At 53.9% G+C, this 14,520-nt stretch carries 16 protein-coding genes and 1 pseudogene; 10 read left to right on the top strand and 7 right to left on the bottom strand.

Translation table 11 applies throughout. The annotated features are described in order from the left end of the window. Positions 1 to 435: 435 nt before the first annotated feature. The gene (locus tag Pr1d_RS25860; protein ID WP_168205336.1) at positions 436 to 1,032 is read right to left on the bottom strand and encodes a hypothetical protein; all 597 of its coding nucleotides are present in this window, start codon (positions 1,030 to 1,032) and stop codon (positions 436 to 438) included. A gap of 28 nt (positions 1,033 to 1,060) precedes the next feature. On the opposite strand from Pr1d_RS25860, the gene Pr1d_RS25855 reads away from it, so the two are divergent. The 3 genes from Pr1d_RS25855 (at position 1,061) to Pr1d_RS18230 (ending at position 3,351) form a co-directional block, all read left to right on the top strand. Further along, on the top strand, positions 1,061 to 1,354 hold the full coding sequence (locus tag Pr1d_RS25855) for a hypothetical protein (RefSeq protein ID WP_168205335.1): 294 nt from the start codon (positions 1,061 to 1,063) through the stop codon (positions 1,352 to 1,354). A 184-nt stretch (positions 1,355 to 1,538) separates the two neighbouring features. Continuing rightward, positions 1,539 to 2,381, top strand: a complete 843-nt coding sequence (locus Pr1d_RS18235) for a hypothetical protein (RefSeq protein ID WP_148074869.1) — start codon at positions 1,539 to 1,541, stop codon at positions 2,379 to 2,381. Positions 2,382 to 2,571: 190 nt separating this feature from the next. Beyond that, positions 2,572 to 3,351, top strand: coding sequence for a hypothetical protein (locus Pr1d_RS18230; RefSeq protein WP_148074868.1), 780 nt, complete (start codon positions 2,572 to 2,574; stop codon positions 3,349 to 3,351). 61 nt (positions 3,352 to 3,412) lie between these two features. On the opposite strand, the gene Pr1d_RS18225 is transcribed toward Pr1d_RS18230, so the two are convergent. Beyond that, complete coding sequence (locus Pr1d_RS18225) at positions 3,413 to 4,027, bottom strand: transposase (protein ID WP_148074867.1); 615 nt, start codon at positions 4,025 to 4,027, stop codon at positions 3,413 to 3,415. Positions 4,028 to 4,170: 143 nt separating this feature from the next. On the opposite strand from Pr1d_RS18225, the pseudogene Pr1d_RS26755 reads away from it, so the two are divergent. Together Pr1d_RS26755 and Pr1d_RS18215 are read left to right on the top strand one after the other, a co-directional pair. Then, a pseudogene (locus Pr1d_RS26755) lies at positions 4,171 to 4,611 on the top strand (IS3 family transposase); the annotation flags it as partial. 162 nt (positions 4,612 to 4,773) lie between these two features. Next, a complete protein-coding gene (locus tag Pr1d_RS18215; RefSeq protein WP_148074865.1) occupies positions 4,774 to 4,980 on the top strand; it encodes a YrhK family protein in 207 nt (68 codons plus the stop codon). Positions 4,981 to 5,754: 774 nt separating this feature from the next. On the opposite strand, the gene Pr1d_RS18210 is transcribed toward Pr1d_RS18215, so the two are convergent. From Pr1d_RS18210 to Pr1d_RS18190, 5 genes are all read right to left on the bottom strand, one after another. Next, a complete protein-coding gene (locus Pr1d_RS18210; protein WP_168205334.1) occupies positions 5,755 to 6,282 on the bottom strand; it encodes a carboxypeptidase-like regulatory domain-containing protein in 528 nt (175 codons plus the stop codon). Between the two features lie 200 nt (positions 6,283 to 6,482). Further along, the gene (locus Pr1d_RS18205; protein ID WP_148074863.1) at positions 6,483 to 7,040 is read right to left on the bottom strand and encodes a carboxypeptidase-like regulatory domain-containing protein; all 558 of its coding nucleotides are present in this window, start codon (positions 7,038 to 7,040) and stop codon (positions 6,483 to 6,485) included. A 294-nt stretch (positions 7,041 to 7,334) separates the two neighbouring features. Then, complete coding sequence (locus Pr1d_RS18200) at positions 7,335 to 8,135, bottom strand: hypothetical protein (protein ID WP_148074862.1); 801 nt, start codon at positions 8,133 to 8,135, stop codon at positions 7,335 to 7,337. Next, entirely contained in the window at positions 8,135 to 8,929 is a 795-nt protein-coding gene (locus tag Pr1d_RS18195; RefSeq protein WP_148074861.1) for a tyrosine-protein phosphatase, read from the bottom strand. The genes Pr1d_RS18200 and Pr1d_RS18195 overlap by 1 nt, the downstream gene beginning before the upstream one ends. A gap of 155 nt (positions 8,930 to 9,084) precedes the next feature. Next, on the bottom strand, positions 9,085 to 10,194 hold the full coding sequence (locus tag Pr1d_RS18190; protein ID WP_148074860.1) for a M24 family metallopeptidase: 1,110 nt from the start codon (positions 10,192 to 10,194) through the stop codon (positions 9,085 to 9,087). Positions 10,195 to 10,565: 371 nt separating this feature from the next. On the opposite strand from Pr1d_RS18190, the gene Pr1d_RS25850 reads away from it, so the two are divergent. The 5 genes from Pr1d_RS25850 (at position 10,566) to Pr1d_RS18165 (ending at position 14,510) form a co-directional block, all read left to right on the top strand. Continuing rightward, entirely contained in the window at positions 10,566 to 10,829 is a 264-nt protein-coding gene (locus Pr1d_RS25850; protein ID WP_168205333.1) for a carbon storage regulator, read from the top strand. Positions 10,830 to 11,028: 199 nt separating this feature from the next. After that, positions 11,029 to 11,649 (top strand): RNA polymerase sigma factor, encoded by a 621-nt coding sequence (locus tag Pr1d_RS18180; RefSeq protein ID WP_148074858.1) that lies wholly within the window; start codon positions 11,029 to 11,031, stop codon positions 11,647 to 11,649. Then, positions 11,646 to 12,470 carry a hypothetical protein gene (locus Pr1d_RS18175; protein WP_148074857.1) on the top strand — a complete coding sequence of 275 codons (825 nt, stop codon included), beginning with the start codon at positions 11,646 to 11,648 and terminating at the stop codon, positions 12,468 to 12,470. Before Pr1d_RS18180 ends, Pr1d_RS18175 begins: the two co-directional genes overlap by 4 nt. 14 nt (positions 12,471 to 12,484) lie before the next feature. Next, positions 12,485 to 13,525 carry a hypothetical protein gene (locus Pr1d_RS18170; RefSeq protein ID WP_148074856.1) on the top strand — a complete coding sequence of 347 codons (1,041 nt, stop codon included), beginning with the start codon at positions 12,485 to 12,487 and terminating at the stop codon, positions 13,523 to 13,525. Then, positions 13,506 to 14,510, top strand: a complete 1,005-nt coding sequence (locus Pr1d_RS18165; RefSeq protein WP_148074855.1) for a CsgG/HfaB family protein — start codon at positions 13,506 to 13,508, stop codon at positions 14,508 to 14,510. Before Pr1d_RS18170 ends, Pr1d_RS18165 begins: the two co-directional genes overlap by 20 nt. The last annotated feature ends 10 nt before the right edge of the window (positions 14,511 to 14,520 follow it).

Genomic DNA, 14,520 nt, shown 5'->3' with positions numbered 1-14,520 from the left:
AACATCGCCTTGCGACACACCATAGTTGGAAGCGTCTGCACCGGTCTGTTTTTTCGAGTCATGGATTGGCTCGACTAGTGTAGATGCCTGACCGTGGGGACCCACCGTAACGACCCACCTCGACCCCCCCCGACCTAGCAAGGTCACCTCACACTCCCGCCTACCTACCGCACACGGGCAAACGCCCACGCCAAAGTCGCAACGACTAACCCAGGGAGGGTGTGGCGAACTCAGCAGGATCGACCACGTCAGGCGCGTTCAGTACGTACGTCCCCTACGCATAGGAGATGTCATTCAATGAGATGGAACATGTTGGGAGCGCTCGTTTTCAGCGTATGTCTCGCTAGCCAAGGCTTCGGTTACGGCTTGCTCGACGTGATGCTGGGATGTGGCTGCGGTTGCGACAATTGCGCATCGCAGTCTTGTTGTGAGAAATCATGTGGCTGCTGCGACCCAGGTTGCGGATGCTGCGACCCAGGTTGTGGCTGTGCCGACCCTTGCTGTGGCGACGGTGGCTGCGACAGCGGTTGCTGTGACAATGGCTGCTGCAACAGCGGCTGCTGTGGCAAAAAGAAGGGTTGCTTGAGCGGCTTGTTCAAGCGTAAGCACAGCAATTGCTGTGACCCAGGTTGCGGTTGCGATGAGCACTGCTGTGACCCAGGTTGCGGATGCTGCGACCCAGGTTGTGGCTGTGCCGACCCTTGTTGTGGCGACGGTGGCTGCGACAGCGGTTGCTGTGACAAAGGTTGCTGCAACAGCGGCTGCTGCAAGAAGGAATGCCTTCTGAGCCGCCTGTTCAAGCGGAAGCACAGCAACTGCTGTGATCCCGGTTGCGGCTGCGAAGATCCTTGCTGCGACCCAGGTTGTGGCATCGCCGACCCAGGCTGTGGCTGTGCCGACCCTTGCTGTGGCAATGGCGGATGCGGCGACAACTGCTGTGGCAACAACAGCGGATGCTGTGACAACGGTTGCTGCAACAGCGGCTGCTGCAAGAAGGAATGCCTTCTGAGCCGCCTGTTCAAGCGGAAGCACAGCAACTGCTGTGATCCCGGTTGCGGTTGTGAAGATCCTTGCTGCGACCCAGGTTGTGGCATCGCCGACCCAGGCTGTGGCTGTGCCGACCCTTGCTGTGGCAATGGCTGCGGCAACGGTTGCTGCGACAACGGTGGCTGCTGTGACAGTGGTTGCTGCGACAGCGGTGCTCGTGCTGCTGCCCCAGTTTCCGCTGAGCCCACCGTGGTTGAGACTCAGGAAGAAGCTGCTCCTATCCCACCTGCACCAGCTGCTGATCCGAGTGCTCGGATTGCTCAGCCCCGCAAGGTTGTTAGTGCAAGCTTCGTTCGCTAGTCCCTAGTGAACGCTTTGATTCCCCCTCTGAGGACCTGTCTCGGGCTTTTTTGGCTCGGGGCAGGTTCTTTTTTTTGGTGAACCACAGCGGGGAGAGACTGCGTAAAGATTGTATCATCCTGCAACTCTATAGCCGTCGCCGCAAGGCGATGTTTGATGTTCAATGACCAATGACGAAGGCCCAATGACCAATGAGTTCTACGTACTTCCTTAAATTGGTCATTGGTCATTGCTTGTTGGTCTTTTGCTTGGCCTCGCAAGCAATCGCTGATCCCTCGCAGGCGTCGCTAGATTCTCAGCCAACTCTCGCTGTTCATATCGACGCCCCATCGACCTCCAGTCGAGCGCTGGCTGGCGCCTTTGCCAACCTGGTCAGCGCCTCGATCCCGACCGAATACGACAAGCACAAAGATTGGGGCAAACGGAAACGAATTGTCTCGGGGCTCAAGTTTGAGGACTTCGACATCAAGCGGCGTCACAAAGAGGTCAAACATGGTGTCTGGAAGCATTACAAGGTCAAGCTCACCGATCCAGAAAACAACCTACAAGTCCGCATCGAGCAGCTTCGCGCGTTAGATGGTAGCCGCGTCGCATTCACATTAGCCGTCCACGCCGATCTCTCGCTGTGGGGCCGCGCTAAAGTCTACGAATACGGCGTCCATCTGATTGCATTGGAAGTCGTCGGCCATACGACATTAGACCTTACACTCGACTGCGAAATAGGCGTCCAGATCGAATCACAAGAATTGCTCCCCGCTGTGGTCATCGATCCACGGGTCACCGACGCCACGCTGAACCTCTCTAAGTTCCGCATCGACCGTGTCAGCAATGCCCATGGCCCCTTGGTCAAAGAACTTAGTAACTCCGTGGAACGCTGGATCGAAGACGAACTGCAGGGGCCGAAGTTAGTGAAGAAACTCAATCACTCGATCGACAAACGACGAGATTCGTTGCGACTAAGCCCCAGCCAGTTGATCGATTCGTCGTGGTGGCCTCTCGCGGAATTGCCCGATGTGGCGTCGACAATTCGTTAGCCCTTAATTTCCTTCTATAGAGTCCTCCCGACACACTTATCTTGTTTTCGCGGCCAACTCCGCCAACGTTCATTCTTTCTGTAGCCCTGCCACAGTAGTCGATTACTTTGACAGGTAATTGCATTCCGCTTAGTATAGAGCTATTACACAGTCTATCGGAGTTGCGAGGTCTGCAGGAGTCGGCATGATAATGAAATCGCATCAAGGTGTTCTATTTGTCGTATTGTTGGTTTTGGCAGGCGCCACTCCCGCGACGCAGGCGGCATTGACCCCGATTAGCAACCTGCACCCGACTCTCAGCGAACCACAGCTTATTGGACCAGACCCTCTGGCGCCGACTCGAACGGACCCCTCGTTGCTGGAAACTTTGTATGGAGAGATCAACCTGCGGCGGGTGGACGATGCGCAGGATTCTTTTTTCCAGCATATGGACGCCGAGGCTTCGGTGCGGGCTGTCGCCAGGTTCAACAATCCCACGCTGAGTGAGCAGCTGTATTTTTATAACCGGGCGACCATGATTCAACAGGCTTTTCTCGGCTTTCAGCAGGTGGCTACTTCGCCTCGGCCGTTGTATCCGGTGGGAATCGATCCCCCCACGACGGGAAGCGGCTTGATACCACGCAGCGAAAGTGGCAATGTCTTCGAGTTGCGGCTCAACGGGCTACGGTCTTCGAACCGCCAGGCTCATCCCAGTGGGCAAGATTTTATGGTCACGTTCGAAATCATCGGCGCTGCCGGCCATCCAGACAATGTCGTGGGGAATTACATTGTCGGCTTCGAAGCATTTCCTAACGACGACCTGGACTATCAAGACCTGGTGTTCGAGCTCAGTGGTGTCGTGCCAGTGCCGGAGCCCGGCACCTGGCTGTTGGGACTACTCGCAGCGATGCAGTTTTCCAGCGGGTGGGTACGTTGCCGGCCCTGCTTGGAAGGAATCACCGTGCGAACATTGCGATCGTCCCGCGCGTGACAGTGGTTCGATTCGGAATCGTAGCCAGCGTCGGCCACAATCGTCGACAATCGAACGCGTGTTAAGGAAAAGATAAGCGTCGGGAGCCTTTGATCTGAAATGACTCGCGACCGGCTCTGTAGAAAACCCACCTTGGTAACAGAATCATGATGTTGTGGGTCAGCGCCATCAAGCGGAGGTCTCGGCACTGGCTCCAGTAGCTGCGGCCTCTTACGTGGGACCCCTGCCGCCGCTTAATCATCGACATTACGGTTTCGACCTGCACCCGGTTGCGGTAGGCCTCTCGGTCAAAACGGGTTTGCATCAACCGCAGGTAGTGTCCCGTTGCGGGCTTATCGGTCGGGCGACCATGCTTTGGAGGAATGATCGTTCGAATGCAGTGCTCTTCACGAGCAAAGCGGTGATTGGGTTCCGAATCGTACCCCGCGTCGGCCGACATCAGTGACACCCGCACAGGTGTCAGAGCATCAGAGACGAGGGGACGGAATTCATCCACATCGGGCCGGGGACCGCGGTCAGCACGAAAGGCAAGAATGAAGTGATCGCTTGTGTCGCAGACCACGCCCAGCTTGGGATAGTGATGGTAGACCACGGTTTTCCAAGGGGATCCGATCTTTTTCCGACGTCGTACGAAGTACGCACTCGCTGTACCGCACTGCAGGCCGGTGGAGTCGATCGCCGCCGACGGAACCCGCTGACGGCGTCCCCTTAATCCCCCTCAAGCAGCCAGCTGCTAACCTACTCGATCGCGAATTCTCAGCCGCCGCTCCGAATCGTAAATGGGTTACTGAGATCACGTATTAACCGACTGAATGTGGTTGGGTTTACTTGGCTGTGGTACTCGATTTGTTTAGCCGAAAGGTCGTTGGCTGGACTCTCGACCGGACTCTCAAGACTTCTTTGGTAAGCCGCGCCCTGCAAGATGCAATTGAATCGCGTCGACCATATGGTGCGCAATTGATGATCCACAGTGATCGTGGCTGCCAATATACAAGTGACGCCTTCCAAACGACGCTTCACTCGCTAGGTATCACCTGTTCAATGAGTCGCACAGCAACTTGCTATGACAATGCCGTAATGGAACGTTTCTTCTGGTCTCTCAAGCATGAATGGACCAAGTTCGATTGCTTCGAAGACATCGAGGAAGCGAAATACCGCGTCTTCAAGTACATCGAAACGTTCTATAACTTGAAAAGGATCCACCAGGCCCTCAACTCTAAGACTCACCCGTTAAAACTACGAAAGAACCCTTTTTTGTAATCGTAGAAGCGATTTCCATGGAAGGGACAGCCTCTGTCAAAGTTTGGTGCAGAAATTCAATAGACATGATTCTTTCCTGTCTATCTGCTGTGGAGCGTGCCAAGAATTGATAGACTACCCAGGAAGTGTAATAGATGATTCTAGTTCAAGGACCTCCCACACATGAAGCGATTCATCCGTCGATTTTTTGATCGGTACCGTTGGTTTTTCGTTGCCGAGGGGGTCTTCGGCAATTTTCTGTTTTTTCTAGGAAGCGTGCTTTTCTTATGGCCTGGCACGACACACTTTGGCGTGTGGTTATTTATTGCCGGGTCGGGTTTAATGTTCGTAAGCAGTTGTGCGTCGGCACTTGAGGAATATACCCACTGAGTAAAGCCATGGTCGCGGGATTGTCGGTCTGCGCCATACGAAGGGTCTTGATAGGAATATTGCAGCGGCGCCGCATTGAGAAGAGAAAGGGGACGCAGCTCATTTCCACAAATGAGCTGCGTCCCCTTGTTCTCCCTTGTCCTACTACAACACAGCAAACTGAGGCAAGCTCTTTCCCGCATAGGGTTGGTGAAACTATTGGACCCCGTTGCCAATAGTGCCCACGGTTTCTGGACTCTATCCAGTCACTAACGTTCGCGGCTTGCCAAATGTCGCTTTGCGGTTGTTTTTGGTGTGGCCCAAAAATTCTGGTGGAAATTCAATTGCGGATCAAGATAATGGAACCTGCCATCCTGTAGGCAAGTTCCTTGACAATTGAATAACAGGTCGGTGTGCCCGGCTGCGAAGTTGGTACGTCGCGGCTAGAGATCCGTAAATTGTTACCAGCCGCTTCGACGGCTTGAAGCAGCGCGAGTTTTGTCAGCGAGGAGCCGAATTTTATTTACAAAACTAATTCACGCATTTCAGGAAAGCACTGAAAAACAAGTGCGAAACGAGATTCAATCGCCGAGTTTTGTATTTTGTTTTTCCGTTTTCGAGAAATTGGCCACGACAAAACTCCTGCCTTGGTGCGCAGGATCTTGCAAAGATTGTTGGCTTTGCGCATCTTGCTACCGTGTGCTGTACGCCAACGTTTCGAGAACCCGAAAAAACCCGCGCGACAATTATGTCGCGCGGGTTCATTGTGACTTCTAATAGTCGCTCGGCAAACGCTCAAGGGCTCGCTGGCGGATCGTCATCGTCATCCAGTGCGAGAGGAACCGCGATTGCTGCGGCGATTCCGGCACCAGTGATAATCGGATGCTCCGCGACCCACTGGCCCATCGAGGTGAAGAAACCTCCACCGACCTGGCCGCGATAGACGTTTCGTCCCGACACCAGGTTCAATCCCGTTTGCGATCCTGGAGGGGCAGTACGTGGCGACCAGAAGCGATAAACCCCTTCATTGCCGTTGGTTGCGACGTGATAGACACCACCTTTAAGACTGGCAACGCGGAAGTTGCCCTGTTTATCGGTGCGGACCCGGGCAATATCTTTGTCCCCGGTATGCAGTGTGACAGGCACATTGGCCTGAGGTTGACCGGCAGTATCGACGACCTGACCAGTCACGACACCACCGTCAGCCAAGGCCACATCGGCAGGAGCCACGGCCACTGGATGTGTATTGGAATTCGGTACGTTGGTTGCCGATTCGGCGGCAATGAGGAGTTGCGGTTGAGCCACCAGCGCGATGCTCGCCACCCAGGACAGTTTCCTCTGGAAAGATTTAAAACAAAAACTCGGCATCGATCGATTTCCCTTTCCACCCCTCTAAGAGCCGTTGAGCAAACTGGAGAACGTCCTCCAATTAGTGATTCTCGTCTCTCGCCATTTACAACAGAGGCGGCAGATCGTAGCGATTTCACCAACCTTCGAGAAGGCCAACTCAAAGCTACCGTTGCTTACGGAGTAGCAGGGGAATCATCGTCGTCGAGTGCTAGCGGGATGGCGATTGCTGCCCCAATAACGCCTGCTGTCACCAAGGGATGGTCGAGCATCAAGCCCAGCAAACCACCGCCGTGACCTCCTCCACAGACTGCGCTTCCACAACCCACTCGCGAGCCACAGTTCTGCCCAAGAGCAACCGGATCTTGAGATACCACCAACAATCCCTGCTGGGCTGCTGGAGGCGCCGTGCCGGGAGCCCACAGCCGACAGTTGCCCTGAGTGCCTGCAGCGTCAACAGTTACCACGCCACCAGTGAGGCCTTCAATTTGAAACTCGCCTTGATCGCCAGTTATGGTGCGACCGACCTCCTTGCCGCCTGCAACGACGGCAACGGGGACACCCGATCGAGCATTACCCGAGGCATCTGCCACTTGCCCTGACAGAACGCCACCATTTTGCAGCGATATATCGAGTGTACGAACTGCTGTCACATCAGCCTGTACACTAGGTGATGCCACGACACTTAAGGTCCACAGCGCAGCCGCCAATACTCTCTTCGTTTCGGTTTTCATATCACCCTCATGTTTTAGAAAAGCGCGTTGAGATTAGGTGGTGATTCGAGAACCTCTCCACGCGGCAGGCTCTCCAACGACAACACACGAACGCGGATCACCCGACCAAATTCAACAGGCGAATTAGCGGACTGGCGACACAATGTCTTAGGCCTATCGGCTCGAGAGTAGGACTCTCTCAAATAACAATTCACAAAAATAGCACAACGGCCAAAAGTGCTATCTCCGCTGTCAAAGCCATCGCTAGAGCGGTCGAGGTTTTCTTACTTCGTTGAACTGGATGAAGTTTCCTATCTACTTCGACCACGACTTGAAATGCCCGATGAACTGATTCTCCAGGTCAGGTATTTTTGCCTTGAGACGTTCTGATAACTGCCCCGGCGGGTTTCCTCGACGGATGTCCGATAGAAAATGGACCAACTCCCGGTGTGCCGCCAGCGGTCCGTGAAGCATGAAGTGGACCCAGGCCCACGCAAAGCGATACTCAACGCCACCCATGGACTCGAGATCTCCACATGACTCTAGAGACTCGATGCTCCGCACCATTCCGAGACGAAAATTCCAACGCAGCTTAGCCATGTGGGGATTGCCAAACGCCCGCTCGTCGGCCGGCACCTCGAAATACTCGGCCAGCCCTTCGTCGAGCCACAACGGCACCATCGGTAGGCTTGCATGGAGCAAAGCATGGGTACATTCATGTCGCAGATCTACCGGCAAAGAGGGATTCTTGTAGGTGTAAACGCTCGACTGACCACCTCGCTGCACATACAGAGCCCGACGATAGGGCACCCGGGGGTAGAGTTCGGAGAGAATCTCTTTGTGCGATTCTTGGTCGCTCAATAAATAGACGTCAATACGGTTCTGTTCAGGTAGGACTGCCAGAGTCCGCTGCAATTCCAGCTCCAGCGAGGAAAGTTCCTGAAACAATGGGGTAAGGTCCCCCATCGGAAAAGTTGCCTGCAGTTGAAAAGGACCGTGGCTGCGAGAATCTTGCCATCGTGGAGCCGCAGAGCAGGGGACCGCCTGAACAGCCCACCGCAAAAAGAGCGCAGAGCCGCAACCGGCCAGAAATATCCGCCGCGAAAAATCAGGCATCAACCAACCTTTTTTGCGGAGAAGAATCCTGACCATCCACGCCGAGGTGTTGCCCTCACGCCACCTTCAATGGGTTTGCCACAGGCAACCAGTTCGGGATTGATCGTGCATAGATCTCCCGCAACGGCTTCACCAACAAGTTCGACGATGCGGTCATAGGCGCGACTCATCAAGGGCCGTCGTGCTTTGACGCCGTGGGCATCCGTTGCCACGAAATGTACTAATCCATGTTCCAGCATCCATTCGGCTAGTTCCTGGCTACGGGAACCAAACGTCCCCATCAAACTCCCAGCCGTGACCTGCATCAAACATCCCTGATCGACGAGTGGTTCGAGCAAACTCGGATCGCGCAGAATTCCCTGATTTCGCTCGGGGTGTGACAGGATCCCTGTCATCCCTTCCCGCTCAAGCGATTGCAGAACCTTTTCTAGGGGAAAATACAACTCGTGGGGCAGTTCTAAAAGCACATGCCTCCGATGATCTCCCAGGGAAAGCACCTCGCCGCTGAGGAGTTTTTCGATCATCCCATCTTCAATTCGCACATCGGCGCCAGGCAATATCTCCAGAGGGATGCGGCGTTCTGCAAACACTCTTTGCAGAAGAATGGTTTCCTGCCGAATGTCGTCCCCTTGGTTTCGCGAAAAATTACCCAGTTGATGCGGAGTCACTACGATGGTATGAACACCATCCGCAACTGCCATCTGGGCCATCGCAATGGATGATTCCAAGTCGGATGCGCCGTCGTCGATTCCAGGAAGCAGGTGACAATGAATATCCGCAAAAGAGCCGTACATGGGTGCTCCGCAGCTAGCAGAAAGTACTAATAGAATGGGGGAAACGTGGCGAGGAGAATAGGAACCGCCTACCTGCAGGTCAAGATGACTCCATCCCGGAGGCAAGTGTGCCTCCGGCTTAGCCGGACCGCCACGCTGTCCGGGAAGAACGGAAATTACAACCCCAGAGGATAGTCCGTCAGTTTTTCACACCCGGAAGCAGTGACCACATAATTCTCCTCCAGCCGAACGCCAGCACACAACTCTTCGTGATAAAGCCCCGGCTCAGCTGTGAAGAACTCTCCTTCGAGAAAGGTGTCGTCCCAATTCGGATTTAGATGGGGCCCTTCATGCGGTGCTAGCCCTACTCCATGTCCCAAGTGATGATTGAATACCCAGGGCAAACTCCGGTCCAATAAATCTTGAACTTCTTGAAAGAGTTGCTTGCAACTCACTCCCGGGCGCACAGTCGATTCGACTAGGGGAAATACCTCGGTCACCCGTTCCCATGCTAGCACCTGCTTTTCGCTTGGTTCGCCACCCACGGCAATGGTGCGCGCGTTGTCACTATAGTAGCCACGAAAGCCGACACCCAGGTCGAGAATATACAAGTCGCCCGCTTCAATCCTTCGATCTCGCGGGAGGCCCCCTCGTGCATTGCTGCGGAAGTCTTGTCCGAAGTATGTCAACGCCTCGCCCAACTCCTGCACGGCTGCGGCGTGGAGAGCATTATAGACCTCAAGTTCGTTCACCCCAGGACGCACGATTTCCCGTGCCAGCGCGTACATTACTTGATTGGCATCATTGGCCCGTCGCAGCATGCAAAGTTCGTCGTTGTCTTTTTGACGGCGCAGGCGAAAGACGACTGGCTCAATGTTCGTGACCTTCCCCTCGCAATCTGCTAGCAGGTCAGGTCCCATCTGTGACCACTCCCCGCCAACTCGTCGAAGTTTCAGCGGCAATGCACTCATAAGTACCGCACTACTGGCGGCGCGTTGCTCATCACGGAGCGTCGAATGCCATTTTTCCTCATAGGGTAGCACCTCGTCCGCCGCAACAGTCAGCGAAGTCTTTCGCGAAGGAAGCACGAGCGTCACTCGTCCCTCGGCATTCATTGCTGCAGCTGGTGCAAACAAGGGCCCCACATACGCCCCGGTCAGCCATTGCACGGATTCACCTCGCGTCAGCAGCACCCATTCGAGCCCATGCTCAACCATTTCAGCCAATAATCGCTGCTGTCGAGACCTGCATGCCTCCACATCGACTTCATACGGATCGTCACTCATGCCTAGTTCTACCTTCGGTCCCGAGTCCAAATACCAACGCCGATGCAGCTTAGCGGATTCGGGTTGCCTCGGAAATTAGTTTCCCAGAGTATCGAGAATCTCGATTCCGGACGAACGTCTCAAATCGGGATCAAATTGCCCGTTTCTGGATGTTTTTTAGCCCTTCTCATCCAAAAAGCCAGCACAGCAGATGTTGTCGTAACTCGTTTGTCAGTAATGGGTTACGGGATAAACCTGGCAGCCTACAGGAATCATTCACATCCATGGCATGCCCCTTGCTCGTATTTAGAGGCGTCGCAACACGCGATGGCACCTCTTGCAATAGAGTCACGCCGATATCACATCAGGTCTTATACTGGAGGGAAGTAAGGATGCTCGTATTAAGCAGAAAACTTGGAGAACGTATTCACATTGGCGACGATGTCTTTGTCGAAGTCCGTCGAGTAGCCGGAAATCGAGTTACTCTGGCCGTTTGTGCTCCCCAGAATGTTCGCATTCTGCGTGGCGAGCTTTTTGATGCCGCAGAGTCGTTCAACGTACTCGATGAGCCAGAAACAGCCCAGTCAGAAACAGATACGGTGATCATGCAGGCCAATCCATCACCTGAGATAGATAAACCGCAGACCGTATCATAGTCGATTCACGGCTTCGCGTGCTGCATCTTGATAGCCGCGACCCGCCTGCCTAGCCTCACGAGGCGGAGCGGAGCTCGTCGTCAACCACGAACAAGCGCCCAGGGACTAGATCCAAGGGCGTTTTTTTCTGTTCTTTTCTCAGATATCTATCTAAGAATCTTCGGTCCCGCGCATCTAACCTTATGGTTGCGGAGATCAAATGCTTAAGTCCCTAGATTATCATAACGTTGTTCCACCTCCTGAGTTACCGACAAGGCAATACAGACTTTTGGCCGCTACCGACGAACAACTCATTGCCAAATTTCAAGCTTCGGGTCAGCCAGCAGATCTGGATGAACTAGTCGCGCGGCATTTGGAACGGGTTCGTAACTTGGCGTACCGAGTAGTTCTTTGCAATGCGACAGCAGATGATGTAACCCAAGATGTATTCATAAAGGTTATCCGAAGTGCCCATACCTATCGGGGGCAGGCAAGTGTTGCCACTTGGATATATCGAATCACGCTCAATTCGGCTAAAGAGTATCTGAGAAAAAAAACACAGGCAGAGAAGCATTTACAAAGGAATTCGACTCCGAGCGAAGTCGGGAGTGATCAACCCGTCTACTCCGCAATGCAGAAAGAAATGGTTGGTGAGATTCACCAGGCCCTGTCCAAGCTATCCGTCAAATTGCGCTCAGCCATAGTACTCACGTCGATGGAGCATCTCCCACCCAAGGAAGCCGCGGCAATTGCCGGATGTTCGACGGCCACTATGCATTGGAGAGTTCACCAAGCCCGCAAACAACTGAAACAACTCCTTAACCAACATTTCAAGCCATGAACAACTCTCAAGATAAACAATTGGACCAGTTGCTCGTTGATTGGGCAAACGTGAATGTTGCCGACAATGCCGACTTGACAGATCTTCAGCGGAAGATCTGCGACCGACTGGCCGTCGAAGAACTCCAATCGTCAGTTGAACCCGGTACTTTGCAATCCACACCGAATCCCAGTCGACGGCCGGTGGCGACGGCAATGGCCATCGCTGCCATGCTGCTTGTAGCAGTAGGATTCTGGACCCTTGTCGTTGATCGTAAGGGCGAGAACGCGAAGCAAGTTGCTCACTCGGTCCAGGAATCCTCTTTCTCCAACGATATTGTCTCCCTCGATCATCAAATCGAATTACTGAAAGAATTTCGTACTTTGTTTGGGACCGAGCTTGCCTGGATTTCTGAAGAAGGGAAAACGGTAGAGGTTGGATTGCGTGCCGTCGATTCCACAAGTTCGTCGCCGGCGACGGAATACGTTGCCGTTCAACTCACGCTCTGGTCGCGTCCCGTTTCAAACGATAAGGGGGATCAGAATTGGTCGCAATTAGAGTCCTTCAACGTTTTAGCCGAGCGAGAGCAACTCGTGCAAGTAATTCCGCAGCGAGGCACCGGTTCGCCCTTGCTACTTTGGGCTTATCCCCTTGATAACAGCTTAGTATCGATTGACCTTGAATACCGCTCAGGCGTAGTTAGGGGTTTGTCGATTGACAGCAGCAACCTCCAGCCGATCGGCGAGCAGCATTCTATGAACATCCACAGTTTTGAGAAAGACGGAGTCGAATATCGACTCTACCAGACTGCCGACTTGGTCGACGCAGCCGATCTTGGATAGCACGCGCAACACTCATGTCCCAATCATCACCACTACCATTCCTGATTGTCATGTTAGCCATTTGCTTGCCTTGCCATCTCGTTTCGGGTCAAGAGCGGCCCGCCTCGCACGCGACTGATCTTGTGCCAGTCGACACGCGCTCCTGCTTTTTTGCGGACGATGAAGTCTCGTTGCTCTACTCTGCTGCGGACGAGGAGGCATTGCGCATCACTTGGTCACTCATGGCCAATGGAAGAACACTTGAACAAGGTACTAGCGAAGCAGCCGTTCTCGCCGATTCGTGTGTTCAGCAAATTGTCGTTAAGTTTCCCACTCCGCATCTTCGAGTTGGAATTGTGTTGGCTGCCGAATTGCAAACTACTTGGATTTCTGACAACGCAAAACATCATCTCAGCCGACCGCTGACCATTTTTTCTCGGGATCCATTCTCTTCCCGGCGGAGTTCTCTAGAGAATACACGCATCAAACTTTTCGACTCCGATGGTAAGACTGCCGAGCTGTTCGAAAGATATGATATCCCCCATACGCGACTGCTCAATCTCTCGGCAATCGAACTGGTGACCGAAGGGCTCGTGCTTGTGGGAGAAGGCGTCTCTTTTCGCAAGCAGCGACGTCTATCTGAGACCCTTTTGCGGGCAGCCCAACGCGGTGTCTCCGTTCTTTGCCTTGCTCCGTCGGACGGTAATTTCCCGTTGAATGCTCAACAAAGTGGCCAGCCAAGTCGGCTCATATTGGATCGTGGTGAGGTGGTGCGTCGCTATGATAAACACTTTGACTCACTCCCAACGATTTGCCCATTGTCGCTAGTGCCTCAACGGAAAGAAGTGGTCATTGGGTTCGCCCAGGGTAATTCGCAGTGGTCCTGGTTGAATATGGAGTTTCCGTCTGAATCGCCCAACGCATCTTCCACTAAACTAATTGTATGTGGCCTCGGCATGGTCACTCATTGGGAAGAGAGCCCGGTGCCCAGGTATTTATTCGTCCATTTGTTGGATGAGTTGAGCCCCGCTCAATTAACCGAGGAGAGTCAAGAAAATGTCCCTGCAGAAAACTAACCCCCTGATTTCGTTCGCATTGTACTTCCTCATGCAACCGCTCGCCGGCTTAGCGCAAGAAGACGCTGTTGTTGCAGAGCAGCCAGGGGCGGCAGAGGAATTCCAACTGGTAGAATACCCCATTGCGATTTTCCCGTTCCGCGAACGAGGCGAAGAAGTTGAGCAAATGGGCGGTCAGGTCGCTGACTTGATGTTTGCCCGGCTGGTGGTCGATCCCTCGTTGTTTCTCGTCGACCGCGAGGATCTCGACAAAACACTGGGTGAAGCGGAACTCAACCTGAGCGGGATCGTTAATCCGCAGGAGGCAATTACCATCGGCCAACTCACGGGCGCTAAACTCATCGTCACCGGCTCGGTTTTTCAAATCGAAAACACCGTCTATCTTGTGGCTAAAATCATTGGCACGGAAACGAGTCGAGTGATTGGTGCTTCGGTCAAAGGAGTTGCAGGAGACGGCCTGGATGGCTTGGCGAATCGGTTGGGAACTGAGGTCGTGCGTTCGATCAAGAAAAGCTCTGATTCACTTGTCGCAAAGCCGGTGGAAAAAGAGGATCGAATCGCTGCCTTGAGCAAGAAACTGGGCGACGCCCGGCGGCCAACCGTGATGATTTCGGTCGAGGAGCGCCATGTGGGCCGTACGACGATTGATCCTGCCGCCGAGGCTGAGTTAACCTTGTTCTGTAAGGAAACCGGTTTCACCGTCATCGACGCCGATCAGGGCAGTTCCCAACAAGCCGAGTACCTAATCCAAGGCGAGGGAATGAGCGAGTTCGCCACCCGCCACGGCAATCTGGTCTCGGTCAAAGCCCGGCTCGAAGTGAAAGTGGTTGATCGAGCGACGGGTGAAGTTGTAGCTATGGACCGGCAAACCCGAGTGGCAGTTGATTTGGTCGAACAAATTGCCGGCAAACAAGCTTTGCAAGAAGCAGCGGCAGACATCGCGGAGCGATTGTTGCCGAAATTGGTTCAACCCCCGTCCAAGTAGATCGTGTGGT

The organism is Bythopirellula goksoeyrii (genome assembly GCF_008065115.1).
Taxonomy (GTDB): Bacteria; Planctomycetota; Planctomycetia; order Pirellulales; family Lacipirellulaceae; genus Bythopirellula; species Bythopirellula goksoeyrii.
This window is presented reverse-complemented; position numbering and strand designations above follow the sequence as displayed.

Excerpts from the sequence above, each read along its gene's own strand:
- Pr1d_RS18235 (WP_148074869.1), top strand. The coding sequence starts at position 1,539 with ATGAGTTCTACGTACTTCCTTAAATTGGTCATTGGTCATTGCTTGTTG.
- Pr1d_RS18230 (WP_148074868.1), top strand. The coding sequence starts at position 2,572 with ATGAAATCGCATCAAGGTGTTCTATTTGTCGTATTGTTGGTTTTGGCA.
- Pr1d_RS18215 (WP_148074865.1), top strand. The coding sequence starts at position 4,774 with ATGAAGCGATTCATCCGTCGATTTTTTGATCGGTACCGTTGGTTTTTC.
- Pr1d_RS18205 (WP_148074863.1), bottom strand. The coding sequence starts at position 7,040 with ATGAAAACCGAAACGAAGAGAGTATTGGCGGCTGCGCTGTGGACCTTA.
- Pr1d_RS18200 (WP_148074862.1), bottom strand. The coding sequence starts at position 8,135 with ATGCCTGATTTTTCGCGGCGGATATTTCTGGCCGGTTGCGGCTCTGCG.
- Pr1d_RS18195 (WP_148074861.1), bottom strand. The coding sequence starts at position 8,929 with ATGTACGGCTCTTTTGCGGATATTCATTGTCACCTGCTTCCTGGAATC.
- Pr1d_RS18190 (WP_148074860.1), bottom strand. The coding sequence starts at position 10,194 with ATGAGTGACGATCCGTATGAAGTCGATGTGGAGGCATGCAGGTCTCGA.
- Pr1d_RS25850 (WP_168205333.1), top strand. The coding sequence starts at position 10,566 with ATGCTCGTATTAAGCAGAAAACTTGGAGAACGTATTCACATTGGCGAC.
- Pr1d_RS18180 (WP_148074858.1), top strand. The coding sequence starts at position 11,029 with ATGCTTAAGTCCCTAGATTATCATAACGTTGTTCCACCTCCTGAGTTA.
- Pr1d_RS18175 (WP_148074857.1), top strand. The coding sequence starts at position 11,646 with ATGAACAACTCTCAAGATAAACAATTGGACCAGTTGCTCGTTGATTGG.
- Pr1d_RS18170 (WP_148074856.1), top strand. The coding sequence starts at position 12,485 with ATGTCCCAATCATCACCACTACCATTCCTGATTGTCATGTTAGCCATT.
- Pr1d_RS18165 (WP_148074855.1), top strand. The coding sequence starts at position 13,506 with ATGTCCCTGCAGAAAACTAACCCCCTGATTTCGTTCGCATTGTACTTC.